The organism is Halopiger thermotolerans (genome assembly GCF_054654555.1).
In genome coordinates this window covers 2,029,568-2,055,251 of sequence record NZ_BAAIEU010000004.1, presented here as the reverse complement: position 1 = coordinate 2,055,251, position 25,684 = coordinate 2,029,568, and the positions used below count along the sequence as shown (strand labels likewise).

Sequence of the window (25,684 nt, the reverse complement as noted above, 5' to 3'; positions counted from 1 at the left end):
CCGTCAGGCCGCTTCCTCCGTCTCTGCCTCGGTCTCGTCGCGCGACTCCCGGCGCATGTCGGCCAGCAGGTTGTCGCCGGTGCGCGTATCGAAGAGGTGGATGTCGTCGGGATCGAACGCGATCTCGATCCGGTCGCCGACGTCCGGCTTCACGTCGCCCGGCACGCGGACGCGACACTCCGAGCCCTCGATGTCGAGGTAGACGAAGTTGTCGCTGCCCGCGACCTCCACGACCTCGACGGTCGCGGCGATCGAGTCGCCGTCGCCGCCGTACTCGATGTCCTCCGGGCGGATCCCCAACTCGAGGTCGTCGCCGGCGCCGGCGTCGCGGATCTCGTCGACGATCGACGGGGGAATGTCGTAGGTGAACCCGTCGCCGACGAGCGTCGACCCGGAAAGCGAGACGTCGAAGAAGTTCATCGCCGGGCTGCCGATGAAGTCCGCGACGAACCGGTTGGCCGGGTTGTTGTACACCTCCTCGGGCGTCGCGAACTGCTGGAGTTCGCCGCCGTCGAGCACGATGATCCGGTCGCTCATCGTCAGCGCCTCGTGCTGGTCGTGGGTGACGTAGATCGTCGTCGTTCCCAGTTCCTCCTGGAGCCGCTGGAGTTCGGTCCGCATGTGGACCTTGAGCTTCGCGTCGAGGTTCGAGAGCGGCTCGTCCATCAGGAAGATCTTCGGATCGCGGACGATCGCGCGGCCGGTCGCGACGCGCTGTTGCTGCCCGCCCGAGAGCTCGCTGGGCTTGGCGTCGAGCTGATCGCCGATCCCCATCATCTCGGCGGTCTCCTCGACGCGCTTTTCGATCTCCTCGTCGGAGAGGTCCGTCGTCAGCTTCAGCCCGTAGGACATGTTCTTCCGGACGGACATGTGCGGGTACAGCGCGTAGTTCTGGAACACCATCGCGATGCCCCGGTCCTGCGGTTCGACGCCCTTGATGCTCTCGTCGCCGATCTTGATGTCGCCGGCGGTGATCTCCTCTAAGCCGGCGATCATCCGCAGCAGCGTCGACTTGCCCGACCCCGAGGGGCCGACGATGGTGATGAACTCGCCGTCCTCGATGCGGGCGTTGAAGTTCTCGATGGCGACGAAGTCGTCGAGGTAGACCTTCCGGACGTCCTCGAAGGTGACCGAGGCCGACTCCGAGTCCGACTCCATGGCCGTCGATGCCGCCGTCGCTTTCAGGTTCGATTCCGCGTCCGTGTCGCTGATGTCGTTTGCGTTGCTCATTGTCGTAGCACCGTTTGCGAGTCGCGTGCGTCGCGATCGATTTCGATCGTTGCCGTCGGTGCGACCGCGTCGGTCGCAGTTGCAGCTACACCCGCTTCGCCCGTCGCCGGGGAGTCGATACCGAGACGCGTCCGAGCGCCGCCGCCCGCGGTCGCGCTCACGCGTCGGTCACCTCCGCTTCCGTCGTGATCGGGGTCGCCTCCGTCGGCGCCGAGACGCTCGCCACGAACTCGACGTGCAGGGCGAACGCGACGCCGGCGAACAGCACCGCGACGGCGACGGTCAGCACGGAACTGACGACGAACAGGACGACCGTCACCACGCCGAGCGCGACCGCGCCGACCGCGTGGCGGGCCGTCCACCGGTAGCCGTCCGCGAACGCCGCGAGGACGGGTTTCCCCGCCGCCAGCCCCAGCAGGGTCGGCATCGAGACGAGACCGGCGTACAGCCCCGCGTACAGGCAGCCCAGGCCGAGCAGGCCGGCTGTCACCGCCCCGCTCGCGAGGTACGCCAGCGCGTAGTTGGCAGCGCTCACGAGCAACACCAGCGGGACGAACGACAGCAGCGTCGCGTGGACGAACCCCTCGCGGACGGCCTCGAGGACCGCCCCGCGGTCGATGCCGTCGACGTCGTCCTCGCGAAGCGACAGCACGGCCCGGTAGGCCCCGACCGTCGCCGGCCCGATCGTGACGATCGGCAGGACCGCGAGGAACCACGCGAGGCTGATCTGGACCACCTCGACGAGGTTGTCCCAGACGAACCGCGCCGTTCGCCGGAGCGAGGCGTACATCGGGTCGAGATCGTTCGATTGGGGTTGGAGTTGTTGTTGGCGCATCGTGGATCACTTCGTGGTCCCCTGCATTTCGACGGCCCGGACGAGGTGGCGCTGCATCACCAGGAACACCAACAGGAGCGGCACCGACGCGACGACCGCCGAGGTCATGATGACGCCGGGTTCGGTGGCCCCGAGGTTGTCCTGCAGCGTCACCAGCCCGATCGGCAGCGTGTACATCGCGTCGCTCTGGAAGATCAGCAGCGGCCAGACGAAGGCGTTCCACGTCCAGATGAAGATGAACAGCCCCAGCGCCGCCAGGGCCGACCGCATCAGCGGCAACACGATGTGGGTGAAGATCCGCAGGCGCGAGAACCCGTCGAGACGGGCCGCCTCCTCGAGTTCCTCGGGGATGTCCTTGAAGAACTGCACGAGCATGAACACCCCCAGCGGATTGGCGGCGCTTGGAAGCACGACGCCCCAGAGGGAGTTGACCAGGCCGAGTTCGCTCACGATGATGTAGACCGGCACGAGGTTGATGATCCCCGGTACCATGAAACTCGCCACGATGACCGCGAAGACGGCCCGTCGGCCGGGCCAGTCCAGTCGGGTCAGCGAGTACGCGATCATCGCGTCGACCGCGATCACGACCGCCGTCGTGATCCCGGCCAGGATGACCGTGTTGACCGTCCACTGGACGATCAGCGAGTTCGCCAGCAGGTACTCGTACCAGTACAGCGTCAGGTCCCACGGGATCAGGTACGGCACCTCGGCGTAGACCAGATCGCGCGTCATGAACGACGTCGCGAACATGTACCAGTACGGGAGCAGGAACAGCGCCGCCGTCCCGTAGAGCCCGACGTACAGGGCGATCGTTCGGAGTCGGGTGTTCGACAGCGAGACGTTCTCGAGGACCGATTTCGATTCGACGCTCATTGGTCATCACCCGTGAGGAAGTAGTAGTTGGTCGCGGAGACGGCGATCAGGATCATAAAGAGGACGTAGCCGACCGCGGCGGCGTAGCCGAACTCCCGGCCGGTGAAGGCGGTCTCGTAGAGGTAGAGGACGACCGTCGTCGTCGAGAACGACGGGCCGCCGTCGGTCATGATGTACGGCTGGCCGAACACCTGGAAGGAGTTGACGAAGGTGACGATGACGACGAAGATCAACGGGTTTCGCATCTGCGGGATCGTCACGTCCCGCATCATCCGCCAGGTGCTCGCGCCGTCCAGTTTCGCCGCCTCGTAGAGCCGGTCGGGGACGTTCTGGCGCGCGGCCAGCAGGATGATGAAGTTGAACGCGAGCTGCCACCAGATCGTCGCGATGGCGATCGCCGGCATCGCGAGCTGGTGGTCGGTCAGCCAGTTGCCGCCGCCGATGTAGTACGAGACCAGCCCGGAGGCGTTGAAGATCTCCGTCCACAGCAGCCCGACGACCGCGACGGTCAGCACGTACGGGCTGAAGAAGATCGTCCGCAGCAGCCACTTGCCCCGAACGTCGCGGTTGACGCCGAGCGCGAGCAGCAGCGAGCCGACAATGATCGGCGGGACCGTCAGGACGACGAAGTAGACGGTGTTTCGCAGGGCGTTCCAGAAGTCCGGATCCGACAGCAGGATCCGGTAGTTCTCGAGGCCGATGAACTGCGACTGGGCCGGCTCGAGCGCGTTCCAGTCGTGGAAGCTCATGTACAGCGCCAGGAGCAACGGCCCGAACAGGAACGTGCCGGCGATCAGGACGTAGGGAAGCGCGAAGGTGACGCCGGCGACCAACTCGCGGAGCGACGACGACGTCAGGCCGTCCGATTCGTCCGCACTCGCGTTCGTCGCGTCCGTCTCGGTTTGTTGTGCTTGTGCCATGGGTAGTTACCCTCTATTGAACGTCTGTCGAACGCCTTTCTCGGCCGTCTCGATGACCGCCGGCGGATCGATGTTTCCGGCCCGCATGTCGTCGAGCGGCTGGTAGATCTCCTCGGTGTACTGCTCGACGTTCGGCGTCGCCGGCGGTCGAATGAATTGATCGTTCTCCACCATGCCGTAGAACGTCTCGAGGGTCTGCTCCCAGGTGTCCGATTCCCGCAGGGTGTCGCTCTCGACCGCCCTCCGGCTGGCGGGGAGGTGGCCGGCTTCGGCCCCCCACCGATCGTTGAACTCCTGGGTGAGCAGCCGGACGGTCTGGATCGCGTCCTCGAGCCGTTCCTGATCGCGATCCTTGCTCTCGGGAATGATCAGCATGTGGCTGTCGCCGACCGTCACGGGGCTGGTCGACTCCGGCATGATGAACGGCTCGGTCAGCCCGAACTCGAAGCCCGCCTCGCGGACGATACTGATGTGCCACGTTCCCTCGAGTTTCATGCCGACTTCGCCGCGGTTCCAGGCGTTCCAGCCGGTCGTGGGATCGACGGGCGCCCACTCGTGTTCGTACACCCAATCGTGCATCTCCTGGACGACGTCGTGGCCGTTCTCCGTGTCGAAAGCGGGTTCGTAATCGTCGGTCAGGATCTGCCCGCCGCGGCTGTGCAACAGCATTCGCATCGTCTCGGCATGGAACTCGCCCTCGAAGTAGTCGAAGGCGTAGTAGTCCGTGTTCTCGACGATCGCGTTGGCGCACTCGTAGAACCGTTCGGCGGTGTTCGGCGGGTCCTCCGGATCGAGCCCGGCCTCCTCGAAGATCTCCTTGTTGTAGTAGAGCCCGAACGGGTGGGTGTCGAGCGGCACGGCGAGTTGTTCGCCGTCGACGACGCCGCCGTCCGCCACCTCCTCCAGGTACGGATCGGTGCCGATCTCGTCGGTGACCGGGACGAGACTGTTCTGGTAGTCCCGCATCATCCGCGAGTGCATCACCGCAACGTCCGGCGGGTTGCCGCCGACCATCGACGTGTAGAGCCGGCCGTAGTGTTCGTCCCACGGCACTCGCTGGCGGTTAATGTGGAGGTCGTACTCGTCGCTCGCGTTGATCTCGTCGACCATCGCCTTCATGACGGTCCCGTCGCCGCCGCCGAAGAGCGTCCAGTACTCGACGCCGTCCCGCGAGCTACCGACGTAGCCCGTACAGCCGGCGATACCGGTGAGCCCGGCGGCCCCCGTCGCCTGCAGTACGCGACGGCGGCTGACCCGGCGCGACGAACAGCCGTCGGGAGGGGGTGACGCGGTCTCACCCCTGTTGGTGTTGCACATTGGCATACAACAGTATGAATTAAACATAATACATGTATCTTCCGGTCAGTACGACTAGAATAATCCGACACGGCCCCTCGAAAAATCCCGTTTTGTCGCCTCGTCGGCGCGATTGACCGGCAGCGACGCGGCTACGTGCGGCGCACGACCGCGAACCGATCGCGCCACGCCGCCGGTCAATCCGTTCGAGTTCGGCCTTAGAACGCGCTGTCTGCGAACCCGCCGTCGACGGTGAGCACCTCGCCGGTGACGAACGAGGACGCGTCGCTCGCCAGGTAGATCGCCGCGCCGATGAGTTCCTCGCGCTCGCCGACCCGACCCAGCGGCGTCCGCTCGTCGATCCGTTCGCGCTTCTCGGTCCCCTCAGCGTAGGTGTCCTCGTTCTGGGGCGTGATGAAGAAGCCGGGCGCGATCGCGTTGACCCGAATCTCCGGCGCGAGCTCCTTGGCCGACGCTCGGGTGAACGCCTCGACGGCGCCTTTCGCCGCCGAGTACGCCGGCAGGTTCGCCATCGAGAGCCGCGCAGCGAGCGAGGAGATGTTGATGATGCTGCCGCCCTCGTTCATCGCGGGCGCGAACGCCTGCGTGATCCGCCGCACGCCGTCGAGTTGGACGTCGGTGACGAAGTCCCACTCGTCCTCGCTGATGTCGACGACGGTGTCCCGCGAGATCGCCCCCGCCGAGGAGACGACGACGTCGATTCCGCCAAGCGTTTCCTCGGCGACCTCGCGGAGGTTTTCGAGCGACTCGGGGTCGGTGACGTCGCAGGTGACCCGGGCCGTGGTCGCGCCCCGCTCCTCGAGCAGGTCGGCCGTCTCGTCGACCGCGTCCTCGGAGCGACTCGTCGCGATGACGTCCGCGCCGTCGGCGGCGAACCCGACGGCGATCGCCTGCCCGAGCCCGCTCGTGCCGCCGACGACGACGGTGCGCTTGTCAGCAACGGTGACCGGAGTATGCGTGTACTCGTCCATGTGTCGGGCGAGCACAGCGACCATCATGAACGTTTTCATGAACGAACGGCCGGCCGTCGGTCCCGTCGCGCGAGGGCCGCCGGGAACCGAAGTATTATTAGTGACATCTACAAACACCGGGTTAGTGCATGACTGACGCGCAGATCACAGTCCATACTGCGGCGACTATCGACGAGATCGCGCCCGAGATCCACGGCCACTTCGCCGAACATCTGGGGCGGTGTATCTACGGCGGCATCTGGCACGCCGATAGCGCTGACGAGGACGGCTTCCGCGAGGATACCGTCTCCCTCCTCGAGGACCTCGAGTTGCCGGTGCTGCGGTGGCCGGGCGGCTGTTTCGCCGACGACTACCACTGGGAAGACGGCGTCGGCCCGCAAGAGGAGCGCCCGCGCCGTCGGAACCTCTTCTGGGCCCAGGGCCCCGAGGAGAAGCCCGAGGAACCCAATTCCTTCGGCACCGACGAGTTCCTCGAGCTCTGCGAGCGGATCGGGACCGAACCCTATCTGGCGGCGAACGTCGGCTCGGGGAGTCCCCAGGAAGCGGCCAACTGGGTCGAGTACTGTAACTACGACGGCGACACGGAACTGGCCGACCGCCGCCGCGAGAACGGTCGCGAGGAGCCCTACGGCGTCAAGTACTGGGGCCTGGGCAACGAGAACTGGGGCTGTGGCGGCCAGATGAGCCCCGAACAGTACGCCCGTGAGTACCGCCGATACGCCACCTACGTCGGTACCCAATCGAACCTCATGTTCGATCACGACCTCGAGTTGATCGCCTGCGGGTTCGAAGGTCACGAGTGGAACCGCCGCTTCTTAGAGGAGATCAACGAGTCGCCGTGGGGCGCGGAGTTCCCGCTGGATCACCTCACCTTGCACCACTACTACGGCCGCGGGACGAACGTCGCCGAGGCCGACGACGAGAAGTACGACCGCATGCTCGCCGACGCCCTCGAGATGGAACGGCACATCGAGCGGATGGCCGGGGCGATCAACGCGGTCGCGACCACCCGCGACATCGGCGTCATCATCGACGAGTGGGGCACCTGGCACCCCGAGGCCACCGCCGACAACGGCCTCGAGCAGGAGGGGACGGTGTTCGACGCGCTCTCGGCGGCCGCAGTGCTTGACATCTTCAACAACAACAGCGACGTGGTGACGATGACTAACATCGCCCAGACGGTCAACGTCCTCCAGTGTCTCGTCGAGACCGACGAGGACGACGCCTGGGCCCGCCCCACCTACCGCGTCTTCGACCTCTACGCGCCGCACAAGGGCAACGAGGCCGTCCGCACCTCCGTCGACACGCCCACCCGCGAGGTCGTCGACGACGAATCCGACCGCGAGCTCCCGCTAGTCGGCGCCTCCGCCTCCGTCGGCGACGACGCCACCTACGTCACCCTCACCAACCTCGACTGCCGCAGCGAACAGACCATCGAGCTCTCCCTCGAGGGAACCGAGCTGAACGAGGGGGACATCGCCGGCGAAATCCTGTTTGCGGGCCAGGAGCCCGATTACGCGGTGACCAAGCACAACGCCGACGAGTTTGCCGCCGACGAGCTCGCGGTCCCGGCGGACGGCTCCGCTATCGAGGTCGAACTGCCTCCCGCCACCGTCGCCGCGGTCTCGATCGAGTAAGCGCTGTCGCACGGTCGGAAGGCCGTTTGCCGGTCGCGGGATCGAACCGCGTTCGGTCGCGGCCGACTCGACCGTCGAACCGTCGCCAGGGACTAGTTGCGCCGCCCGTCGGCCGAGTACGACCGACTGCGTCCGCCGTTGCGTTCGTGTCCTTCACTCTGCTCGAAGCAGTCAGTCCCGGAGCGGCGCTCTCGAGCGTTCGTTTCTCAGTCAGAAACGCATCTACTCGGCGGTTACGGCCGGTATTTTCCATCATTATCGATTTCATACGACGCAGGCTATTACAAACGTACTGTAGTAAAAATGACTGCGGTGTCGAATCCGTTTCCGATCAAGAAACGCCGCGTCGCGATTCCGTCCCGCACGCACGCTCGTCCGCGGTCCGCTGGCGCCGTCGTCGCCGCGGCACCGAACGATTTTATTCACGTCGCGCAAAACGTCGCGTATGGACGCCACGATGATCACGGAATTCTCGAAGCGGGACTGGGAAACGACGGCCGACGGCACGGTTCGGTTCGCGCTGATCGGCCTCGGGTGGTGGACCGTCGACGTCGTCATCCCCGCGATCGAGCAGGCGGACTACTGCGAGACCGCGGTGCTCGTCAGTTCGTCCGCGGAGAAGGCCGAGCGGCTGGCCGACCGCCACGGCGCCGAGCGCGGGATCACGTACGACGAGTACCACGACGGCGCCGCAGCCGACGAGTACGACGCCGTCTACGTCGGCACCCCCAACGCCTACCACCTCGAGTACGTCGAAACCGCGGCCGAGCTCGACAAGGCCGTCCTCTGCGAGAAGCCCCTCGAGGCGACCGTCGAGCGCGCCGAGCGGCTGGTCGAAGCGGCCGAGGACGGCGACATCCCGCTGATGACGGCCTACCGGATGCACACCGAACCCGCCGTCCGCCGCGCCAAGGAACTCATCGCGGACGGGTTCATCGGCGAGCCGACGCAGGTCTACGGCAACAACACCCAGCCGCTCCTCGAGATGATCCCCGATCCCGATCAGTGGCGCCTGAACTCCGATATCACCGGCTACGGGACGTCCGTGATGGACCTAGGAATCTACCCGATCAACACCGCGCGATTCCTCCTCGAGCGGGACCCAGTGCGGGCCGACGCTCGCATGTCATCGCCGCACGAGGCGTTCGACGACGTCCCGGACCAGTACGCCACGTTCACCCTCACGCTCGAGGACGACGTGCCGCTGGTCTGTACGACGAGCCAGCACGCCCAGGAGGACACCGAACTCAAGATCATCGGCACCGACGGCCTCATCGAGCTCTCGCCCGCGTTCCACGGCGAAGCCACGCTGCACCTCTCATCGGGCAGCGTGGAGGCGACGATCGAGGACACCGACTTCACCGAAGTCGAGGAGATGCGCGAGGAGTTCGATTACTTCGCCGACCGCGTGCTCGGCGACGAGCCGATCCTTCCGGACGGCCGCCACGGGCTCGAGGATCTCCGAACGATCGAGGCGATCCACGAGGCCGCCGAGCGGGACGAACCCGTCGACATCTGAACTCGAGGCCGCGGGACCGGAATCCCGTTCGTCTCGGCTGCGCTGACGATTCGTCGACCGCCACTAAACTAGTTTTTACCACTAATCGAGAATATACGATTTACCGAGGCCTCGATCCGGAATCCTCTATCCCCACATATCCCGTCACGAACTATCGCCGACTATTCGGCGTATTGATTCTGATCTTCGAGCATTCGGGATATTAGTAGATCGAACGGTCAAATATCTTCGATTGAATTCACCGAGTCGAATTCGGGCTCCGCGAGAAGGACCTCGGTCGATCTATACCAGATAGTATACAGTAAACCAGTCCTAACAGAATCAATATATTTCGTCCTACAGCGCTCGTTCCATCTCGTACTCGCCCCGGTCCCGCTCGGTGATCTCGAAGCCGGCCGACCGATAGAGGTTCATCGCGATGCGGTTCCCCCGGGCCACGGTGAGCCACACGTGCGAGAGCCCGTTTGCGCGCCCGTGACCGAGCAAACACCGGATGAGGTGCGTCCCGATACCGGCGGACTGGTAGGTCGGCCTCACGAAGATCGCGAGCTCCGACGTCGAATCGTACGGAACCAGGACGGCGTGGCCGACGACGTCGCCTCGGTGGCGCGCGACGACGTGCAGGCCGTCCTCGAGCAACTCCGCGATCCACTCCGCGATCCGTCGGTCGCTTCTGGGCGGGAGTCCCTGCGCCCGAGAGTCGTCGTCGAAGTGCGAGTACATCTCCCGCAGCGGCCCGGAATCGCCGTCGTACTCGTTGACGGTGATCGTGCGCCCCTCGCGGTCGGTGAACGTCTTCGGCGGGCGGGGAAGCGACGTCCGGTGGTCGGCGGCGGACATACGAGACGCTTGTCTCGGCACGGTCCTAAGGGCACCCCGCATTCCCGGCTTCTGGGAGCGACCGCAGGTCGAGGCGCGGCCCCGTCACGGCGGTGCGATCGTCGGTCGCCCGGCTCGTCGCCGGTCGTCAGGACGATATCTCTGCTCTCGATAATACTATGAGATAATAGATAAACTGCTCGAACAGACTGCTCGGTTATTCCAATGACGACCGCGATCCGATCGGTGGGCGAATCCCGACGACCGCTCGAGCGATTCAATCGCTCCGTTTTCGGGTTCCGAGTCGTCGATTCGATCGTTCGTCGAATTGTCGTCGGCCCTGCCGACGATGGCGCCCGACTGTGAACCGGAAACAGCCGCGGGAATCGGATTTCGATCGGATTCGGCCGTATCTCGGGTTCTCGAGCCGCAGAAACTGCTCTGTACCGGGTACGCTACGCGGATGCGATCGGGGATTGGACGCGTGTCGTCGGCCTCCGAATATCCATCACATATCTAGTAGGTTCCTATATACGTAGGGTATCGTATATTATACGGCAGCGGGCGAGCGCCGGGACGCCGACCGTCGGTGCAGCGCGATACCTCGATCCGCTCGACCGATTCGATGCCCGAGTCGCGGACCGGCGGATGCCGGATCCGTTCCTCCGGTCAGTGGCAGTGAGCGTTGAGGTGAACCTCGCGCTCGTCGTACGCCGGACACAGTTCGACGGTCGCGTGATCGACCCCGCGGGCGTCGAGTTCGGCGTGGACCCGCCGCGTCACCGCCTCCGCGTCCGCCATCGTCTCGGCGTCCGTCTCGAGGTGGACGGTGGCGACCGTGATCCGGCTACAGACCTGCCAGGCGTGGAGGTCGTCGACGCCGGTGACGCCGTCGACGTCCGCGAGCGCGGCCCGGACCGCGTCCCGGTCGAACGGCGTCCGGTGGAGGAAGATCGCGCTGCTGCCGCGAAGCACGTTCACGGCGGACCACGTTACGACGAGCGCGATGAGACCGGCGGTGAGCGGGTCGACGATGCGAAAGCCGGTCAGTTCGATGACGAGCGTCGAGACGATGACGGCGATCGAGCCGCCGGCGTCGCCCAGCAGGTGGTAGAAGGCGCCCCGCTCGTTGAGGCTCATCTCGCCGCCGTGTAACACGTAGATCGAGCCGACGTTGACCGCGAGCCCGCCGGCGGCGATGACGAGCGTCGGCCCGGTCCCGATGGCGACCGGCTCGAGGAACCGCTGGTAGGACTCCCAGAGGATGAACCCGACCATCGGGAGCAGGAGGACGCCGTTGAGGAAGGCCGCGAGCGGCTCGAGGCGGTGGAGTCCGTACGACCAGCGCCCCTCGTCGCCGTAGGATTCGGCGACGTGCGACGCGGCGAAGGCCATCACGTACGCGAGCGCGTCGAACAGCATGTGGAACGCGTCGCTGATGAGCGCGACCGACCCGAACAGGAGCCCGCCCGCGAGCTCGGCGACGAATCCGAGGAGGTTGATCGCGGAGACGGCGGCGAGTTTGCGGCTGCTGGTCGACGAGGCGCCGTGATCGTGGCCGTGGTCGCGATCGTGGTCGTGGCCGTGGCTGTGGTCGCGATCGTCCAGACCCTCCTCCTGCCCGCGACCGCGGTCCCCTCTGCGACGGGAGCGCGCCGACTCGTGATCGCTCATCGTTGCCGTCGCTTCGGGCGCGAATCTTATTATCGTAGCTGTTGTAAACGCGCCGTATTTCGTTACTAATTAACAACTGAATGGCAATCAGTTGTTAAAACGAGGCCGATCGACGGACTCTCGAGGCGGGAATCGAAGCGGGTCATCCCGTGGAGGGCGGTTCGAAGGGGCGAGATCAGAAGCGGAAGCAGAAGCTGCGAGTCGGGCCGGCGACGGGGATGCGAGAAGCGGATGCCGTCGTCGACGCGCGGGGTCGGTCAGTCGTCCTCGAACAGGTCGGCGACGTACTGCTGTTCCCAGTCGCGTCGCGCCTCCAGTTCGCGTCTGCCGCGGCGGGTGAGCGTATAGAAGTTCGTCCGTCGGTCGGCCTGGCCCTTTTCGACGAGGCCCTTGTCGACGATCGTGTCGAGATTCGGATACAGGCGGCCGTGGTGGATCTCCGTCTCGTAATAGTCCTCGAGTTCCTCCTTGATCGCGAGGCCGTGTGGCTCGTCTTGCCCGGCGATGACGTACAGCAGGTCGCGCTGGAACCCCGTTAAATCGTACATATCCGAACGTTGTTGTATCAGGGACATAAATAAACCGGTCGAGACGCGGCCGGGATCGGAAGAAATTCGGTACGGCCGGCCGATCGTCGGCCCGTGTCCGACGGGGAACCGCTCACGATCGACGACGAGATCGTCGCCCGCGCGCGGATTCACGCCCGCGAGGTCGCCGGCGAGGACGGCGGGGAGTACGACCTCCCCGTCGATCTCGAGGCGCTCGAGTGGACGGTCTCGGCTCGCGCCCGCCGGCGCGCGGGGGCGTGTCGGTGGGACCGCGATCGCGAGGTCGCGACGATCGTCCTCGCGCGGCGGGCCTACGAGCGCTACGACTGGCCGGAGTTCGCAGCGGTCGTGCGCCACGAACTCGTCCACGCCTGGGAGTTCCAGCGGTTCGGCGAGTCGGGGCACGGCCCGCGGTTTCGCGACCGAGCGGCCGACCTCGAGGCGCCGCGTCACTGCCGGGCGTTCGCGGAGCCGCGGTACGTCCTCCGCTGTCGCGCGGACGACTGCGACTGGCGCGCGACGCGCCACCGCGCTTCGCGGCCGGTGAAGGCCCCCGAGCGGTACCGGTGCGGGAGCTGCGGCGCCGCCTACGAGGTCGAACACGTCGAGAGCGGGCGGACGTGGGCGACCGCGAGCGAGTACGGCGGCGCGAAGGCGGCGCTCGGGGACGACTGGTAAGGCGGCGGAGTCGATGCGCGGGCCGACGGCGAGCCGACCGTGGGCCGAGAGAGCGCGCACCGCATCGACCGCGGAACACTTATTCGCCTCACAGAACCTGTATTACCTATGGGACTTCTCGAGTTGATGCTCGGCCATTCGGGCCCCGGCGAACAGGGCGTCGAGGGCAAATCCTACAAGCTGCCGAAGGAGAACCACGACTTCGTCTACCCCGTCGCGGCTCGATCCGCGGAGCTCGAGGCCTTCCAGCGACTGATCGAGGCGGAGGCGGACGCGCCGTACATCGAAGAGAACACGGAGGAACTGCAGGCCGTCTTCGACGACGCGCTCGGCGAGGGGGAGATCGACGCGGGCGAACTCGCCGAGCAGAAGCGACGGCCGCGACTCGAGGCCGAACCGGTGATCGACCACTGGCGCGAGCAGGTGGCCGACGGCGTCGGCGTCGTCTACGCCCGCCCGGGCACGTACTCGACGCTGGCGTCGTTCCTCACGGTCTGTCGACGGCGCGACGAGGACGACGACGACCCGTTCGAACTGCCCGAGGACTTCGACGAGGCGGCGGCGCTGGTGACCCGCCTCGAGGAGGCGACGGAGAGTCAGTACCGTGCGGTCGTCCACAGCGATCTGCTGCCGGCCGACTCGGACTAACTCAGACGATCGTCTCGAAGGCCTCGAGCGACGGCAGTTCGTACGTCGGCCGGTGCTCGCCGCGGTCGACCCCGCCGTCGGTTGCAATCCACGCCGAATCGAGGCCCATCGCGTTCGCGCCCGCAACGTCGGCGTGCAGCGAGTCGCCGACGTGGATCGTGCCGTCGGGCGTCGCCTCGAGTTCGGCGAGCGCGTGCTCGAACGGCGCCGCGTCGGGTTTGGGGTGGATCCCCGCGCTCGGTTCCGTGAAGACGCGCACGTCGAAGGTGTCCTCGATCCCGAGCGCCCGCAACTTCTGCGTCTGCGTCTCGCGTCCGCCGTTGGTGATCAGTGCGACCTGCCCGCGCTCGCGGGCGCGCTCGAGCGCCCGTTCGGCGCCCGGCCGAAACTGAACGGCGGTGGGGTCCGTTTCTTCGAGGTAGGCTCGCGCGAGCCGCGACGGCGTTTCGGGGTCGACGTCGCGGTCGGCGCGGCGCGCGACCTCGGTAAACAGGTGCTCGTAGAACTCCAGGTCCGACTCGGCCGTCGGCAGGTCGGGTATCGCGGCGCGGAGGTCGGCCGGCGTACAGAACTGCTCGCAGCCGGCGCGGTCGACGGCCGCCTCGAGCAGCGCCGCGGGATCGCGGGTCGGCTCGCAGAGGGTGTGATCGAGATCGAAACAGATCGCGTCGTAGCCGGACATCTACTTCTAGTTGGGTCGAGCGCGTTCTTAACGTTTCGACGGATGTGACCGCGCCGTCCCGGTCGGCGACGGTCCCGGCGATCGGCCTGCGCGATTCGCCACGTTCAAGCCGGTTCCCTTCGACCGTCGATGCATGACACGGACACGATCCGTCTGGATCAAGGCCGACGACACCGTCGGCGACTGGGACGAGCGCCGCGAGCGGATCACCGCCGCGCTCGAGGCGGGCGCCGACTGGGTACTGGTCGACGAGGACGACGTCGAACGCGTGCGCGAACTCGGCGACATCAACGTCGCGGCGTTTCGGACGAACGGCGACGTGACCCTCGTCGACGACGCCGAAGGTGACGGGGACGCCGAGGACGTCATCGAAGACGTCGGCGACACGGACGCGGACGGCGGGTCGGCCGCGAAACCCGACGCCGTCGTCGTCGGCAAAGACGGCGAGGGCGACGCGACGATCGACATGCCCGAGGACCTCTCCGGCTCCGCGGACCTCTCGACGCTCCGTCGAGACGGCGACCCCGACCTCGAGCGGGGCGCGTACGTCCGCATCCTCGACACCGAGTACGAGAAGTTCGCCGAGACCGCGGCCCAGGAGGCCGACCACACGATCGTCATCGGCGAGGACTGGACGATCATCCCCCTCGAGAACCTGATCGCCCGGATCGGCGACGAGACCGACCTCGTGGCGGGCGTCACCAGCGCCGAGGAAGCGCGGACGGCCTTCGAGACGCTGGAGATCGGCGCCGACTCCGTCCTGCTGGACTCGAGCGACCCCGACGAGATCCGCAAGACCGTCGAGGTCCGCGACGAGGCCGAGCGCGAGACCCTCGAGCTGGAGTACGCCGAGGTGCTCGACGTCGAGCGGGTCGGCAGCGCCGATCGCGTCTGTATCGATACGGGGAGCCTGCTCGAGCACGACGAGGGGATGCTCGTCGGCTCGATGGCCCGCGGGCTGGTCTTCGTCCACGCCGAGACCGCCGAATCGCCCTACGTCGCCTCGCGACCGTTCCGGGTCAACGCGGGTGCGGTCCACGCCTACGTCCGCACGCCCGACGGCGGCACGAAGTACCTCTCGGAACTGCAAAGCGGCGACGAGGTGCAGGTCGTCGACACCGACGGCAACACCCGCGAGGCCATCGTCGGCCGCGTCAAGATCGAGCAGCGACCGATGTTCCGGGTCGCCCTCGAGACCCAGGACGGCGACCGCGTCGAGACGCTGCTCCAGAACGCCGAGACGATCAAGGTCGCCTCCGACGAGGGCCGCAAGGCGGTGACCGACCTCGAGGCCGGCGACGAACTACTGCTGTACTACGAGGACACGGCGCGACACTTCGGCGAGGCCGTCGAGGAGAGCATCATCGAGAAGTAACGGACGGTCGCGGACGGCTCGCGGGTCGGCCGATTTTCACTCAGGCTTCGCTCGGGTCCGCGTCCTCGCGGTCGGCCGGCTCGAGGCGCGTCGTACACCAGTGACAGAACTCGAGGTCTTCGTCGAGTTCCTTGCCGCACTCCGGACAGGTCGAGCCGTCGCTCGAACCCGAACCCGTTCCCGACCCGGTCGGCGGAAAACCGAGCGAGCGGAACGCCGCGTCGATCGCCGCGAACAGCCCGATAAACGAGACGGCGAACTGGCCCGTCGAGTCCATGTTACCGACGATCGTTACGGCGTCGGCCATCGTTTCGGCCGCGGCGAGTTGCTCAGTCGGGAGGAAGATCGCGATCGCGGAGAGATACAGCCCCGCGAAGACGACCGCGCGGAGCCAGTCCCGCAGGAGCGCGTGTCCCGCACCGGGAAAGAGGATCGAGAGGGCCCCGGCGAGGAGCGCACGAAACCATGTCATGGTCGGACACTAGGCGAGCCGACTGGTTAACATTCCGATTCCGAGACGATTCGCCCCCGAGCCCGTGAGCGGGCTCGGTCGCCGCTCGGCCGCCGGCCGAGGCCGGAGTCGGCCTGCCCGTCAGTCGCGTCAGTCGTACGGCTCCCGGACCAGCATCACGCCGCAGTACGCACACTCGAGGGACACGCCGCGTTCCGCGCCGGTTCGATCACTTCGTGCGGTTCCCGGGGCCGCTAGTTCGTCGCCCGTCGCCTCCCCCGCGTCGGTGCCGACGAGCGCGCCGTCGCAGTTCGGACACCGATCGAGAAACAGCCGCAGCGCGGTCAGTACGACGCCCCGCTCGTCCGACTCGAGGGTCCGCCAGTCCGGCCGGCGGTCGTCCAGCGTCTCCGCGGCCGCCAGATCCGCGAGGAAGGCCGCGTTCGACGGCCAGCAGCCGACCCGCTCGTCGCCGCGGGTCGCCACGAACCCGTCCGCGGTGACCGCGAGCGTCACTCGACCGGGCGCGGTCTCGAGCCGCGCCGCGAGCACCTCGCGTTGGGCGTCCTGCGCTCGGATCTCGCGCAGTTGCTCTCGGCGGGCCGTCTCGAACGCCGGCTCGAGGCGGAGCGGCGCCGATCCCGGCGGCGTCGCGACGACGCCGATCGAGCGGAGGAGCAATTCGGCCCGCGACGACGACGCGGATGGGGATGCAGTTCCGGTCCCGGCCCCGGCCTCGGCGTCGAGAGCGCCGCCGTCCCCGTCCCGGCCGTCACTGCCGAAGACGGACGCCGCCCCGCCCCCTCCGACTGCGGCCGCCGCCTCGCGGAGGAGATCGAGACGCCCCGTACTCGTCGAGTCCATACGCTCCCGTGTGCCGGGGCTACCTATTGGTATGCAGCTGTTACCGTCACGAACGCCGGCAGCAAACGGGCGGTTGACCGCGGTCAGCCGGTCGTATCGGCCGAGAACCGTCGGTCCGGCCGCGGGCGCTCACTCGATTCCGGTCACTCGAGCTCCGACACTAGTCGCGAGAGCGTCGCGAGATCGTACTGGCCCGGCGCCGTGGCCTCGGCGGGGTCGACGGGCGCGTAGCCGATCCGCGAGCCGTACAGCGGCGCGACGGCCCGCGTGTGGCTGCCGGCCTCGCCCATCGCCATGGTCGCGACCGTCTTCCCGTCCTCGGTGAGCCGGTGGGTCGCCGACAGCACCGCCAGCGAGTCCGATCGGTCGTGCGCGGTCACCGCGAGTTTCCCGACGTCGGCGTACTCGCAGGCCTCGGCGAGGCGGTCGATCATCGCGTCCTCGCTCGGCGTCCCCTCGAAGTCGTGGGTCGACGCGACGACCGAGACGTCGTGCTCGCGCGCGGTCTCGAGCACGTCGTCGGCTGCGCCCGAACGCAGCGACTCGAGTTCGACGTCGATCGCCTCGACGCCGTCGATCCGGGCGGCTTCCGCCAGCACCGCGAGCCGCTCGTCGTCGTCGCCGACCCACTCGCCGCCCTCCCAGGCGGCCCGGTTGGTCGCGAGGATCGGCAGTTCGCCGTCGTAGGTCTCGAGGGCGGCCAGCGCGTCGTCGGCGTTGGTCAGGTCCATCCGAAACTCGACGGCGTCCGCGCGGTCGCGGGCTCGAGCTTCGTCCGTCAGGTCGTCGGTCGCGGCGGTGAGAACGAACGAGTCGAATGCGATACCCATCGTACTCCCGGTGAGAACGGGCGGTAGAAAAACAGTACCGATCCGTGCGGTGGACTTGTCCGCGAGGTCGATTCGCGGCGCCGCCGATCAGGCCAGTCCGATCGTCTCCTCGGCCTCGAGGAGCTCGTGGTAGCGGTTCCGGATCGTCACTTCGGAGATGTCGGCGACGTCCGAGACGGCGGCCTGCGTGGTCTTCTCGTTAGTCAGCAGGGCCGCGGCGTAGACCGCGGCGGCCGCGAGGCCGACCGGCGACTTGCCCGAGTGGACGCCCTTCTCCTTGGCGTTCTGGAGCAGCGAGCGCGCGCGGTGTTCAGCCTCGTCGGAGAGCTCGAGTCCGGAGGCGAAGCGGGGGACGTAGCTCTCGGGGTCGGCCGGCTGAACCTCGAGGCCAAGTTCGCGGACGACGTAGCGGTAGGTACGGGCGATCTCGTTTTTCTCGACGCGGGAGACGTCCGCGATCTCGTCTAAGCTGCGCGGGACGCCGGCCTGGCGCGCGGCGGCGTAGACGCAGGACGTCGAGACGCCCTCGATCGATCGTCCGGGCAGGAGATCCTCCTCGAGCGCGCGGCGGTAGATGACCGAGGCGGTCTCGCGGACGTTGTTCGGCAGGCCGAGCGCGGAGGCCATGCGGTCGATCTCGCCCAGCGCCTGTTTGAGGTTGCGCTCCTTGGAGTCGCGGGTGCGGAACCGCTCGTTCCACTTGCGCAGACGCTGCATCTTCTCGCGCTGGCGCGAGTCCAGGGAGTTGCCGTAGGCGTCCTTGTTGCGCCAGTCGATGTTCGTCGAGAGCCCCTTGTCGTGCATCGTGTTCGTGGTGGGCGCGCCCACGCGGGACTTCTCGTTCTTCTCGGCGGCGTCGAACGCGCGCCACTCGGGCCCGCGGTCGACGGAGTCCTCCTCGACGACGAGGCCGCAGTCTTCGCAGACGGTCTCGCCGTGTTCGTCGTCGACGACCAGGTTGCCCGCACACTCCGGGCAGACGAGGTCGTTCTCTTCGGTTTCCGCTTCGGTTTCGGTCGTCGCGTCGGTTTCTCGTTCGGTACGCCGTACTCTCGTGTTCGATTGTGCGTCGGTCATACGATGGCGAGTGCTGCCCGGACGAACCAACCGCAAAAGTCCGGACGGAGTCGTTACCTACTCCGTTCTGAGACCCGAGGTATAATGGTTTCGAAATCGAGATCCGATACGCCACGAAACCCGGTAATTCGCAGGAACGAGTATGAGAAACCATAACATTGAAGTAGTGAATACCTCCCAAAGCGGAGGGTCCAATTGGCCGTCGTTCGAAGCCCGAGTATGGACGTCGCAGTCGGCAGCACGAACCCGGTCAAGATCGACGCGGTCGAACGAACGCTAGCGCGGTTCGAACCGACGGTCACCGCCGTCGACGTCGAGTCGGGCGTCCCCGAGCAACCGTGGTCCGTCGCGGAGACCGTCGCGGGCGCCGAGAACCGCGCCCGGCGCGCGCTGGCCGAGGCGGGCGCCGACTACGAGTTCGGCGTCGGCCTCGAGGGCGGCGTCGCCCGCTTCGACGGCGCGCCGGGCGTGACGCTGATCATGTGGGCGGCGGTGACCGACGGCGAGCGGCTCGAACGCGGCGGCGGTCCGGCGCTTCGGCTCCCCGACCGCGTCGCGGACCGCCTCGAGGCGGGGGAGGAACTCGGGCCGGTGATGGACGACGAACTCGACACCTCGGGCGTCGCCGAGTCCGAGGGCGCGATCGGGGTCTGTACGGACGGCTTAACCGACCGCGCGACCGCGCTCGGCCAAGCCGTCGCCTGCGCGTTCGGCCCCTTCCGGACCGGCCAGTACGAGTAGCCCGGCGCCGGTAATCGACGCTTTCCGATCGAAACCGATCACGGGCCCGGATAGTCGTCAGATCGAATGAATTAACCGCCCGTACCAAGCCGGCCTTTCCGTCCGATTACCGGACGATTACTCGACGGGAAAACCGCAAGAGGGCGGCAGGTTAACCGCACGTACCAAACCCCCTAAGGGCGTCCCTCGCATCGAAATCGGTATGAGCAGTGCAATGGCATCCGACCTCACGAGTAAACAGCGACGTATTCTCCAGTACCTCCGGGAGAACGCGGCTACCAAGACGTACTTCAAATCCCGAATCATCGGGAAGGAGCTCGGGATGACCGCGAAGGAGGTTGGGTCGAACATCACCGCCATTCAGGAGGGCGACTACGACGTCGAGATCGAGAAGTGGGGCTACTCCTCGAGTACGACCTGGAAGGTCAGCGTCTAACCGCGGGCCCGCTGCGACCCGCTCCCGAATCGACCCTCCTGCGTCGCCGGCAGTCCCCGCCCGGCGACCGATTCTCTCGTTTTCGTTTGGCCGAGTCGTGAGACGCGACCGCCGTCTATTTCAGTCGCGGCAGCGATTCACGAGCCGCCACGAATGACGGCGCCGATCCTCTTTGACATGGACGGGATCATTCTCGAGGGTCCCCGCACCGCTCCCGGCGTGTACGACGACGCGGCCGACGCCGCGCTCGCGGAACTGGACGCCGAGCCGACGCCGGCCCAGCGACGCGCGCTCAGGGGGCAGGACACCGAGGCGATCCGCGAGCGCTGTGCCGAACTCGGCCTCGATCCGGAGCGGTTCTGGAAGCTGAAGGAACGGTACGCCTCCGAAGGGACCCACGAGCGGCTGCGCTCCGGCGAGCGCGGGCTGTACGACGATGTCGACGCGATCCGGACGCTCGCGGACCGGTCGGAGACGCCCGTCGGACTCGTCACCAACAACCGCCACGAGACCGCCAAATTCGTCGCCGATTTCGTCGACATCTCCTTCGACGTCGTTCGCGGTCGCGATCCCACCATCGAGGGCTACCGGCGGCGCAAGCCCGATCCGTACTATATCGAAGACGCGCTCGCGCGACTCGACGGCGCGGTGGATGCCGACGGCGCTCGAGCGGACGGCACCGGCGGCGGAACCGGCGCTCGACGAGGACTCTACGTCGGCGATTCGCCGAAAGACGTCGTCGCCGGAACCGAACTCGGCCTCGAGACGGCCTTCGTCCGCCGTCCGCACAACCGTGACATCGACTGCCCGCCGGACGCGACCTACGAACTCGAGTCGCTGACCGACCTGCTCGAGCTAGCGCTCGAGTGCGTCGACGAACGCGCGTAACGGGGCTTTCGGCCCGGTCCAGCGACCGAACCCAGGTCTCGACGACAGCGCCTGAAACCGAGCGAAAACAGTAACTCCGATGGGATCGACCCGCCCGACTTAGCCTTCGTACTCGAGCAACTGATCCGCGTTCCGCGCCAGCCGCCGCGCCCGGTCGCCGAAGGAGTCGGCGTGGCGCACGACGAGCATCATGACCGTCTCTGGGCGTTCGACCGCGTATCCGTCGTCCCGGGAGAGCAGACCCGCCTCCTCGAGTTTCCCGGCGTACTTGCTGACCGTCGGCGCCGAGACCTCGAGCGCGTCGGCTATATCGCCCGCGGTCGCGTCCGGATTTAGTAGGAGTTCGATCAGCATGCCCCGGGGCGTGTCTCGCCGGAGGTAGCCCAACGCCTGCTTTTCGAACTCGTCGAACCGGCCGGCAGTCACGAACCGCTTGTAGTCACCGTCGCGGTACCGTTCGATCGCGCCGGCGTCCTCGAGGCGGCGCAGGTGGTGTTGGGTTTCGCCGGTGCCGAGCTGGAGGTCGTCCCGGATCTTCGAGAAGTGGGCGCCGGGCGTCGTGGACAGGTAGCCGGCGATCGCGTCGCGGGCGTCGCTCTCGCCCGTGTCGGCTGCCGCTGAGTCGGAGAAGCCGGCTCCGGTGATCGGCGTCGCGGCACCGAGCGCGGCGAACCGGCGCAGGGTCGCTCGTTTGCTGTCGTCGACCCCATCGGACGATGTCATGTCTCTCTACCGTTCGAAAGGGTCCGACACGTAAAACAGGTTTCGCTCCGCTTCGTTCACTGAGGCGTGAACGTCACGAATTCGTGAGCGAATTCGGCTCGAGCGACGCGGTCGCCGCAGTCGGCTCGAGCGGTGCGGTTCCGTCGGTAAAATCGAATTACGGACGAACCCGCGGTACCGCGTCATCGTCAGAGGCGACGGGCGGCAAAGCAATCGGCGGGACCGTCAGCGGCTGTCAGGGCTATCGGCGATCGTCAGTTGTCCGCGTCGGCGTCGCTCTCGTCGACCGGCGCGTCGACATCGAGGTCGGTGCCGCCGTCAGTCTGTCCCTGGAAGTTCTGATCCATTTCCTCGATGACCTCGTCGGGGTCGGTGATCTCGGACGGATCCTCGCCTTCCTTGATCGCCTGGGCTTCCTGTTCCATCGCTTCGACGTCCATCGAGGCCTCCTGATCGATCTCACCGATGATCTCCGAGATGTCGTCCAGCCCGATCAGTTCGCGAGTCTCCTCGTCGAACTCGAGGGCCTCGAGTTCGGTGCCGTCCTCTTTCACGTCGCTGCCGGAGAGGTGCTTGCCGTAGCGGCCGACCAGCGAGGTGAGTTCCTGGGGCATGACGAACGTCGTCGACTCGCTCTGGCCGATCCCCTCGAGGGTCTCCATGCCCTTGTCGATGATCGCGCGTTCGCCCATCGATTCCGCGGAGCGAGCGCGCAGCACGGTCGAGATGGCGTCACCCTGCGCCTCTAAGATCTGGCTCTGCTTCTCACCCTGAGCGCGGATGATCTCGGACTGCTTCTCACCCTCGGCCTTCTCGACGGCGCTGCGGCGTTCTCCCTGGGCCTCGAGGATCATCGCGCGGCGTTTCCGCTCGGCGGAGGTCTGTTGCTCCATCGCGCGCTGGACGTCCTTCGAGGGGTTGACCTCGCGGACCTCGACGGACTCGACGCGGATCCCCCACTCGTCGGTGGGCTCGTCGAGCTCCTGACGGATGCGTGCGTTGATCTCCTGGCGCTTGTTGAGCGTGTCGTCCAGTTCCATGTCGCCCAGCACCGCCCGCAGGGTGGTCTGGGCGAGGTTCGAGACGGCCCGCTTGTAGTCGTCGACCTGCAGGAACGCCTTCTTGGCGTCCATCACCTTGATGTAGACGACGGCGTCGGCGGTCACGGGCGAGTTGTCTCGCGTAATCGCTTCCTGGCGGGGCACGTCCAGCGTCTGCGTTCGCATGTCGAACCGGTAGGTGTTCGACACGAACGGCGGGACGAAGTTGATCCCCGGCTCGAGCAGCTTGCGGTACTCGCCGAAGACGGTCAGCGCGCGCTTCTCGTACGCGTCGACGATCTCGACCGCGCTGAGGAGGGCGGCGACGACGACGACGAGCAGGAGGGCGCCGACGAACAGGATGGCGCCCCCGGTGGCTTGGAGCGGTATTAGATCTACTACCATGGTTCGGTCTTGTGTCGGTGCCGTGAAAAACGTTCCCTTGAGTTACCGACATGTGTACGCCGGCCGATGACTTATTAGCGAAACGCTGCACTGCCGGCGTTCAGGCCAGTTAGAATCCGGATAGCTGCGATTTAGTCGTCAATCGAGTCTCGACGCTCGAGCAGCACGAACGGGAGCCGAGAATGCAGCGAGGATCGGAGACCTCGTCCCGTCACTGCGACGAGTTCGGGGCTAACTCGATTTTTCGGTTTCCGTCTCCGGCTCGGCTTCCGCGTCCAGGTCTGCGTTCGACGATTTATCGAGCGGATCGGCGGCGCCGGTACCCGCGTTCGAGTCGCTGACCGTGTCGTTCGCCGCGTCCTCCGCGAGCGCGCGATCGATCTCGTCCTCACCGATCGCACCCAGGGACTCGACGGTGAGCACGTTGCCGCCGCCGGGATCGATCACGATGATCTCCTCGCCCTCCTCGATCGTGCCGCTCGCGGTCCGGGCGCTGTAGTAAGGGGCGAAGCCGCCCTCGTCGAGTTTTACCTCGCCGTCGCGGGTCGTAATCCGTTCGGTGGCGTAGCCGGTCGCGCCGGCCAGCGAGTCCGAGTCCGTCGTCCGGGCGGTCCCCTTCCCGCCGTAGAAGTCGAACTCGCGGTAGACGTACGTCGCGGCGAGGCCGAACAGGAGCGTCAGCGCCGCCAGCACGATCGGGCTCAGCGGGCCCGGGAAGAGCACCCCGATCAGTCCCGCGCCGACCAGCGCGATCCCGATGACGATGAGGTGCGCGCCCGGCGAGAGGGCCTCGAGCAGCATCAACACGAGCCCCACCGAGAGGAGCAAGAGCGGCACGTTCCCCAGAAGGGCGTCGAGCATGTTCGGACGTAAGGGCTCACCCCGATTAAATGTTTACCGCGATACCCTTTTCGGCAGTTTCGCCGCAGATCGCCGCGAATCGACCGGTGAACGCGACCGTTGCGGGACGGCCGTCAGCGCAAGTCGTCCGCGATCAGCCCCGCTAACTCGTCGACGACGGCGTCGCGCTCGTCCATGCGGACGGCGCGGCTCTGCTCGAGCTGGAGACCGCCCCGGCCGTCGCGCGCGAGCCAGTTGACGAAGTTGGCCGGGCTCACGCCGCCGTACGGGCCGTCGGACGCCGTCTCGACGGGGTGGGTAACGACGTCCTCGAGCCGGGACTCGACGCGGCGCTTGAGTTCGGCGTCGATCCCCCCGCCGACGATCACCCGATCGTCGGCCAGTCCGTGGAGGCTGATCACCGTCTCGAAGCCCCGATCGGCGATCCGCCCGAGCAGCGGGTAGTCGTCGGGTGCGAAGGAACTCGAGGGCGGGTGATAGCGGTCGAACGCCCGGGTTTCCTCGTCGTAGCCGAGGCAGGCCCAGCAGGTGGCGTCCTCGAGTCGGCCGGCGAGTTCCATCGCCGCTTCGGCGGTGCCGGGTTCGACCTCGCCGCCGTGGGCGGCGCAGATCAGCACGTCGTCGTTCACCCCGTCGTCGTACAGCAGTTCGGAGTAGTGTCCCGTGTCGGTCCGCTCGAGCGGCTGCGTCGTAAGCGTCCGTCGCGTCACGGCGGCCGACTACGACGGTGGCGCGGATAACTGTTAGCGCGTTCGCCACTGCCGGTGCTGGTGCGGACGAGAGCCGCGAGAGAACGAGATCGAACGGCGAGCAGCGATGTGGTAGCAGCGACCGCGTCAGGCCTCGAGCGCGAGGCCGGCCCGGCGCAGCGCCTCGTCGGTCGAGAGATCGTCGTGGACGACGGCCGAGACGGCCGTCGCGATGGCTTCGGGGTCGTCGTGCTGGAAGATCGAGCGGCCCATCGAGATGCCGGCGCCGCCGGCGTCCATCGTCCCGCGGACCATCTCGATCGTCTCGCGGTCGGTGCCCTTCGAGCCGCCGGCGATGATGACCGGCAGGCGGGTCGATTCGACGACGTGCTGGAAGCTCTCGGCGTCGCCGCTGTAGCCGGTCTTGACGATGTCAGCGCCGAGTTCCTCGGCGAGCCGCACCGCGTGGCCGAGCGCCTCGGGGTCCTCGGGGTCGACGCCGGGACCGCGCGCGTAGGCCATCGCGAGGACCGGCATGCCGAGTCGTTCGGCCTCCGCGGTCACTTCCGAGAGCTGGGTGATCTGGTCGGGCTCGTGGTCGGAGCCGACGTTGATGTGGAAGGAGACGGCGTCGGCGCCGGCGCGGACGGCTTCCTCGACGGTGCCGGTCATCCGCTTGTCGCTCTCGTCGGGACCGATCGTCGTCGAGCCGTTGAGGTGGACGATGAACCCCTTGCCGTTCTTGTTCTCGTGGACGCGCGGGGCGATCCCCTTCTGCGTGAGGACGGCGTCGGCGCCGCCGCTGGTCACGCCGTCGATCGTCGATTCGATGTCCTTCAGGCCCTTCACGGCGCCCATCGTGATGCCGTGGTCCATCGGGACGACGACGAATTTTCCGTCTGTGCCGATTCGCTCGAGTCGTGCGTCGATTCCGGTGGCGGTGGTCATTTGCG

The 25,684-nt window shown here is 66.9% G+C and carries 27 protein-coding genes; 8 read left to right on the top strand and 19 right to left on the bottom strand.

What is annotated here, in order from left to right; genetic code table 11:
• Nucleotides 1-3: 3 nt before the first annotated feature.
• The 6 genes from ACYQ26_RS18050 to ACYQ26_RS18025 all read right to left on the bottom strand — a co-directional run bounded on the left by ACYQ26_RS18050 (nt 4) and on the right by ACYQ26_RS18025 (nt 6,146).
• Complete coding sequence (locus ACYQ26_RS18050; RefSeq protein ID WP_459810273.1) at nt 4-1,230, bottom strand: ABC transporter ATP-binding protein; 1,227 nt, start codon at nt 1,228-1,230, stop codon at nt 4-6.
• 157 nt (nt 1,231-1,387) lie between these two features.
• Nucleotides 1,388-2,065 (bottom strand): YesL family protein, encoded by a 678-nt coding sequence (locus tag ACYQ26_RS18045; RefSeq protein ID WP_459810272.1) that lies wholly within the window; start codon nt 2,063-2,065, stop codon nt 1,388-1,390.
• 6 nt (nt 2,066-2,071) lie between these two features.
• Nucleotides 2,072-2,938: a carbohydrate ABC transporter permease gene (locus tag ACYQ26_RS18040; protein WP_459810271.1), complete on the bottom strand. Its 867-nt coding sequence runs from the start codon at nt 2,936-2,938 to the stop codon at nt 2,072-2,074.
• Complete coding sequence (locus ACYQ26_RS18035) at nt 2,935-3,858, bottom strand: carbohydrate ABC transporter permease (protein ID WP_459810270.1); 924 nt, start codon at nt 3,856-3,858, stop codon at nt 2,935-2,937. The genes ACYQ26_RS18040 and ACYQ26_RS18035 overlap by 4 nt, the downstream gene beginning before the upstream one ends.
• A 6-nt stretch (nt 3,859-3,864) precedes the next feature.
• Nucleotides 3,865-5,181, bottom strand: coding sequence for an extracellular solute-binding protein (locus tag ACYQ26_RS18030; protein WP_459810269.1), 1,317 nt, complete (start codon nt 5,179-5,181; stop codon nt 3,865-3,867).
• 191 nt (nt 5,182-5,372) lie between these two features.
• The gene (locus tag ACYQ26_RS18025; RefSeq protein WP_459810268.1) at nt 5,373-6,146 is read right to left on the bottom strand and encodes an SDR family NAD(P)-dependent oxidoreductase; all 774 of its coding nucleotides are present in this window, start codon (nt 6,144-6,146) and stop codon (nt 5,373-5,375) included.
• A 128-nt stretch (nt 6,147-6,274) separates the two neighbouring features.
• Here ACYQ26_RS18025 and ACYQ26_RS18020 point away from each other — a divergent pair, with 128 nt between their 5' ends.
• Entirely contained in the window at nt 6,275-7,783 is a 1,509-nt protein-coding gene (locus ACYQ26_RS18020; RefSeq protein WP_459810267.1) for an alpha-N-arabinofuranosidase, read from the top strand.
• Between the two features lie 445 nt (nt 7,784-8,228).
• A complete protein-coding gene (gfo6, locus tag ACYQ26_RS18015; RefSeq protein ID WP_459810266.1) occupies nt 8,229-9,302 on the top strand; it encodes a D-xylose 1-dehydrogenase Gfo6 in 1,074 nt (357 codons plus the stop codon).
• Between the two features lie 336 nt (nt 9,303-9,638).
• Here the strand turns inward: gfo6 and ACYQ26_RS18010 are convergent, their stop codons facing one another.
• From ACYQ26_RS18010 to ACYQ26_RS18000, 3 genes are all read right to left on the bottom strand, one after another.
• The gene (locus tag ACYQ26_RS18010; RefSeq protein WP_459810265.1) at nt 9,639-10,142 is read right to left on the bottom strand and encodes a GNAT family N-acetyltransferase; all 504 of its coding nucleotides are present in this window, start codon (nt 10,140-10,142) and stop codon (nt 9,639-9,641) included.
• Nucleotides 10,143-10,790: 648 nt separating this feature from the next.
• Nucleotides 10,791-11,795 carry a cation diffusion facilitator family transporter gene (locus ACYQ26_RS18005; RefSeq protein WP_459810264.1) on the bottom strand — a complete coding sequence of 335 codons (1,005 nt, stop codon included), beginning with the start codon at nt 11,793-11,795 and terminating at the stop codon, nt 10,791-10,793.
• A gap of 257 nt (nt 11,796-12,052) precedes the next feature.
• Nucleotides 12,053-12,343, bottom strand: coding sequence for a PadR family transcriptional regulator (locus tag ACYQ26_RS18000; protein ID WP_013881487.1), 291 nt, complete (start codon nt 12,341-12,343; stop codon nt 12,053-12,055).
• A 93-nt stretch (nt 12,344-12,436) separates the two neighbouring features.
• Between ACYQ26_RS18000 and ACYQ26_RS17995 the strand changes: the two genes are divergently transcribed.
• Both ACYQ26_RS17995 and ACYQ26_RS17990 read left to right on the top strand, forming a co-directional pair.
• Complete coding sequence (locus ACYQ26_RS17995; protein WP_459810263.1) at nt 12,437-13,021, top strand: SprT family zinc-dependent metalloprotease; 585 nt, start codon at nt 12,437-12,439, stop codon at nt 13,019-13,021.
• Between the two features lie 108 nt (nt 13,022-13,129).
• Entirely contained in the window at nt 13,130-13,669 is a 540-nt protein-coding gene (locus tag ACYQ26_RS17990) for a uroporphyrinogen decarboxylase/cobalamine-independent methonine synthase family protein (protein WP_459810262.1), read from the top strand.
• Between the two features lies 1 nt (nt 13,670).
• Here the strand turns inward: ACYQ26_RS17990 and ACYQ26_RS17985 are convergent, their stop codons facing one another.
• Nucleotides 13,671-14,351 carry an HAD family hydrolase gene (locus tag ACYQ26_RS17985; protein ID WP_459810261.1) on the bottom strand — a complete coding sequence of 227 codons (681 nt, stop codon included), beginning with the start codon at nt 14,349-14,351 and terminating at the stop codon, nt 13,671-13,673.
• A gap of 133 nt (nt 14,352-14,484) precedes the next feature.
• Between ACYQ26_RS17985 and ACYQ26_RS17980 the strand changes: the two genes are divergently transcribed.
• On the top strand, nt 14,485-15,726 hold the full coding sequence (locus ACYQ26_RS17980) for a 3-dehydroquinate synthase II (RefSeq protein ID WP_459810260.1): 1,242 nt from the start codon (nt 14,485-14,487) through the stop codon (nt 15,724-15,726).
• A 40-nt stretch (nt 15,727-15,766) separates the two neighbouring features.
• Here ACYQ26_RS17980 and ACYQ26_RS17975 read toward each other — a convergent pair whose 3' ends face one another.
• The 4 genes from ACYQ26_RS17975 to ACYQ26_RS17960 all read right to left on the bottom strand — a co-directional run bounded on the left by ACYQ26_RS17975 (nt 15,767) and on the right by ACYQ26_RS17960 (nt 18,948).
• Nucleotides 15,767-16,198 (bottom strand): DUF7575 domain-containing protein, encoded by a 432-nt coding sequence (locus ACYQ26_RS17975; RefSeq protein WP_459810259.1) that lies wholly within the window; start codon nt 16,196-16,198, stop codon nt 15,767-15,769.
• A gap of 129 nt (nt 16,199-16,327) precedes the next feature.
• Entirely contained in the window at nt 16,328-17,041 is a 714-nt protein-coding gene (locus tag ACYQ26_RS17970; protein WP_459810258.1) for a DUF8054 domain-containing protein, read from the bottom strand.
• A 143-nt stretch (nt 17,042-17,184) separates the two neighbouring features.
• A complete protein-coding gene (locus tag ACYQ26_RS17965; RefSeq protein WP_459810257.1) occupies nt 17,185-17,871 on the bottom strand; it encodes a type I 3-dehydroquinate dehydratase in 687 nt (228 codons plus the stop codon).
• Between the two features lie 87 nt (nt 17,872-17,958).
• Nucleotides 17,959-18,948 carry a transcription initiation factor IIB gene (locus ACYQ26_RS17960; protein ID WP_459810256.1) on the bottom strand — a complete coding sequence of 330 codons (990 nt, stop codon included), beginning with the start codon at nt 18,946-18,948 and terminating at the stop codon, nt 17,959-17,961.
• A gap of 219 nt (nt 18,949-19,167) precedes the next feature.
• Between ACYQ26_RS17960 and ACYQ26_RS17955 the strand changes: the two genes are divergently transcribed.
• The 3 genes from ACYQ26_RS17955 (at nt 19,168) to ACYQ26_RS17945 (ending at nt 21,013) form a co-directional block, all read left to right on the top strand.
• Complete coding sequence (locus tag ACYQ26_RS17955; protein ID WP_459810255.1) at nt 19,168-19,689, top strand: DUF84 family protein; 522 nt, start codon at nt 19,168-19,170, stop codon at nt 19,687-19,689.
• 202 nt (nt 19,690-19,891) lie between these two features.
• A complete protein-coding gene (locus ACYQ26_RS17950) occupies nt 19,892-20,125 on the top strand; it encodes a DUF7123 family protein (protein ID WP_459810254.1) in 234 nt (77 codons plus the stop codon).
• A gap of 153 nt (nt 20,126-20,278) precedes the next feature.
• Nucleotides 20,279-21,013 carry an HAD family hydrolase gene (locus tag ACYQ26_RS17945; RefSeq protein WP_459810253.1) on the top strand — a complete coding sequence of 245 codons (735 nt, stop codon included), beginning with the start codon at nt 20,279-20,281 and terminating at the stop codon, nt 21,011-21,013.
• A 99-nt stretch (nt 21,014-21,112) separates the two neighbouring features.
• On the opposite strand, the gene ACYQ26_RS17940 is transcribed toward ACYQ26_RS17945, so the two are convergent.
• The 5 genes from ACYQ26_RS17940 to ACYQ26_RS17920 form a co-directional block, all read right to left on the bottom strand.
• Nucleotides 21,113-21,736, bottom strand: coding sequence for a winged helix-turn-helix transcriptional regulator (locus ACYQ26_RS17940; protein WP_459810252.1), 624 nt, complete (start codon nt 21,734-21,736; stop codon nt 21,113-21,115).
• Between the two features lie 254 nt (nt 21,737-21,990).
• Nucleotides 21,991-23,181, bottom strand: coding sequence for an SPFH domain-containing protein (locus tag ACYQ26_RS17935; protein ID WP_459810251.1), 1,191 nt, complete (start codon nt 23,179-23,181; stop codon nt 21,991-21,993).
• A 231-nt stretch (nt 23,182-23,412) separates the two neighbouring features.
• Nucleotides 23,413-24,042 carry an NfeD family protein gene (locus ACYQ26_RS17930; RefSeq protein ID WP_459810250.1) on the bottom strand — a complete coding sequence of 210 codons (630 nt, stop codon included), beginning with the start codon at nt 24,040-24,042 and terminating at the stop codon, nt 23,413-23,415.
• Nucleotides 24,043-24,155: 113 nt separating this feature from the next.
• On the bottom strand, nt 24,156-24,752 hold the full coding sequence (locus ACYQ26_RS17925) for a poly-gamma-glutamate hydrolase family protein (RefSeq protein ID WP_459810249.1): 597 nt from the start codon (nt 24,750-24,752) through the stop codon (nt 24,156-24,158).
• A 126-nt stretch (nt 24,753-24,878) separates the two neighbouring features.
• Nucleotides 24,879-25,679, bottom strand: coding sequence for a 2-amino-3,7-dideoxy-D-threo-hept-6-ulosonate synthase (locus ACYQ26_RS17920; RefSeq protein ID WP_459810248.1), 801 nt, complete (start codon nt 25,677-25,679; stop codon nt 24,879-24,881).
• Nucleotides 25,680-25,684 lie beyond the last annotated feature (5 nt).

Excerpts from the sequence above, each read along its gene's own strand:
- ACYQ26_RS18050 (WP_459810273.1), bottom strand. The coding sequence starts at position 1,230 with ATGAGCAACGCAAACGACATCAGCGACACGGACGCGGAATCGAACCTG.
- ACYQ26_RS18045 (WP_459810272.1), bottom strand. The coding sequence starts at position 2,065 with ATGCGCCAACAACAACTCCAACCCCAATCGAACGATCTCGACCCGATG.
- ACYQ26_RS18040 (WP_459810271.1), bottom strand. The coding sequence starts at position 2,938 with ATGAGCGTCGAATCGAAATCGGTCCTCGAGAACGTCTCGCTGTCGAAC.
- ACYQ26_RS18035 (WP_459810270.1), bottom strand. The coding sequence starts at position 3,858 with ATGGCACAAGCACAACAAACCGAGACGGACGCGACGAACGCGAGTGCG.
- ACYQ26_RS18030 (WP_459810269.1), bottom strand. The coding sequence starts at position 5,181 with ATGCCAATGTGCAACACCAACAGGGGTGAGACCGCGTCACCCCCTCCC.
- ACYQ26_RS18025 (WP_459810268.1), bottom strand. The coding sequence starts at position 6,146 with ATGGACGAGTACACGCATACTCCGGTCACCGTTGCTGACAAGCGCACC.
- ACYQ26_RS18020 (WP_459810267.1), top strand. The coding sequence starts at position 6,275 with ATGACTGACGCGCAGATCACAGTCCATACTGCGGCGACTATCGACGAG.
- gfo6 (WP_459810266.1), top strand. The coding sequence starts at position 8,229 with ATGGACGCCACGATGATCACGGAATTCTCGAAGCGGGACTGGGAAACG.
- ACYQ26_RS18010 (WP_459810265.1), bottom strand. The coding sequence starts at position 10,142 with ATGTCCGCCGCCGACCACCGGACGTCGCTTCCCCGCCCGCCGAAGACG.
- ACYQ26_RS18005 (WP_459810264.1), bottom strand. The coding sequence starts at position 11,795 with ATGAGCGATCACGAGTCGGCGCGCTCCCGTCGCAGAGGGGACCGCGGT.
- ACYQ26_RS18000 (WP_013881487.1), bottom strand. The coding sequence starts at position 12,343 with ATGTACGATTTAACGGGGTTCCAGCGCGACCTGCTGTACGTCATCGCC.
- ACYQ26_RS17990 (WP_459810262.1), top strand. The coding sequence starts at position 13,130 with ATGGGACTTCTCGAGTTGATGCTCGGCCATTCGGGCCCCGGCGAACAG.
- ACYQ26_RS17985 (WP_459810261.1), bottom strand. The coding sequence starts at position 14,351 with ATGTCCGGCTACGACGCGATCTGTTTCGATCTCGATCACACCCTCTGC.
- ACYQ26_RS17980 (WP_459810260.1), top strand. The coding sequence starts at position 14,485 with ATGACACGGACACGATCCGTCTGGATCAAGGCCGACGACACCGTCGGC.
- ACYQ26_RS17975 (WP_459810259.1), bottom strand. The coding sequence starts at position 16,198 with ATGACATGGTTTCGTGCGCTCCTCGCCGGGGCCCTCTCGATCCTCTTT.
- ACYQ26_RS17970 (WP_459810258.1), bottom strand. The coding sequence starts at position 17,041 with ATGGACTCGACGAGTACGGGGCGTCTCGATCTCCTCCGCGAGGCGGCG.
- ACYQ26_RS17965 (WP_459810257.1), bottom strand. The coding sequence starts at position 17,871 with ATGGGTATCGCATTCGACTCGTTCGTTCTCACCGCCGCGACCGACGAC.
- ACYQ26_RS17960 (WP_459810256.1), bottom strand. The coding sequence starts at position 18,948 with ATGACCGACGCACAATCGAACACGAGAGTACGGCGTACCGAACGAGAA.
- ACYQ26_RS17955 (WP_459810255.1), top strand. The coding sequence starts at position 19,168 with ATGGACGTCGCAGTCGGCAGCACGAACCCGGTCAAGATCGACGCGGTC.
- ACYQ26_RS17950 (WP_459810254.1), top strand. The coding sequence starts at position 19,892 with ATGAGCAGTGCAATGGCATCCGACCTCACGAGTAAACAGCGACGTATT.
- ACYQ26_RS17945 (WP_459810253.1), top strand. The coding sequence starts at position 20,279 with ATGACGGCGCCGATCCTCTTTGACATGGACGGGATCATTCTCGAGGGT.
- ACYQ26_RS17940 (WP_459810252.1), bottom strand. The coding sequence starts at position 21,736 with ATGACATCGTCCGATGGGGTCGACGACAGCAAACGAGCGACCCTGCGC.
- ACYQ26_RS17935 (WP_459810251.1), bottom strand. The coding sequence starts at position 23,181 with ATGGTAGTAGATCTAATACCGCTCCAAGCCACCGGGGGCGCCATCCTG.
- ACYQ26_RS17930 (WP_459810250.1), bottom strand. The coding sequence starts at position 24,042 with ATGCTCGACGCCCTTCTGGGGAACGTGCCGCTCTTGCTCCTCTCGGTG.
- ACYQ26_RS17920 (WP_459810248.1), bottom strand. The coding sequence starts at position 25,679 with ATGACCACCGCCACCGGAATCGACGCACGACTCGAGCGAATCGGCACA.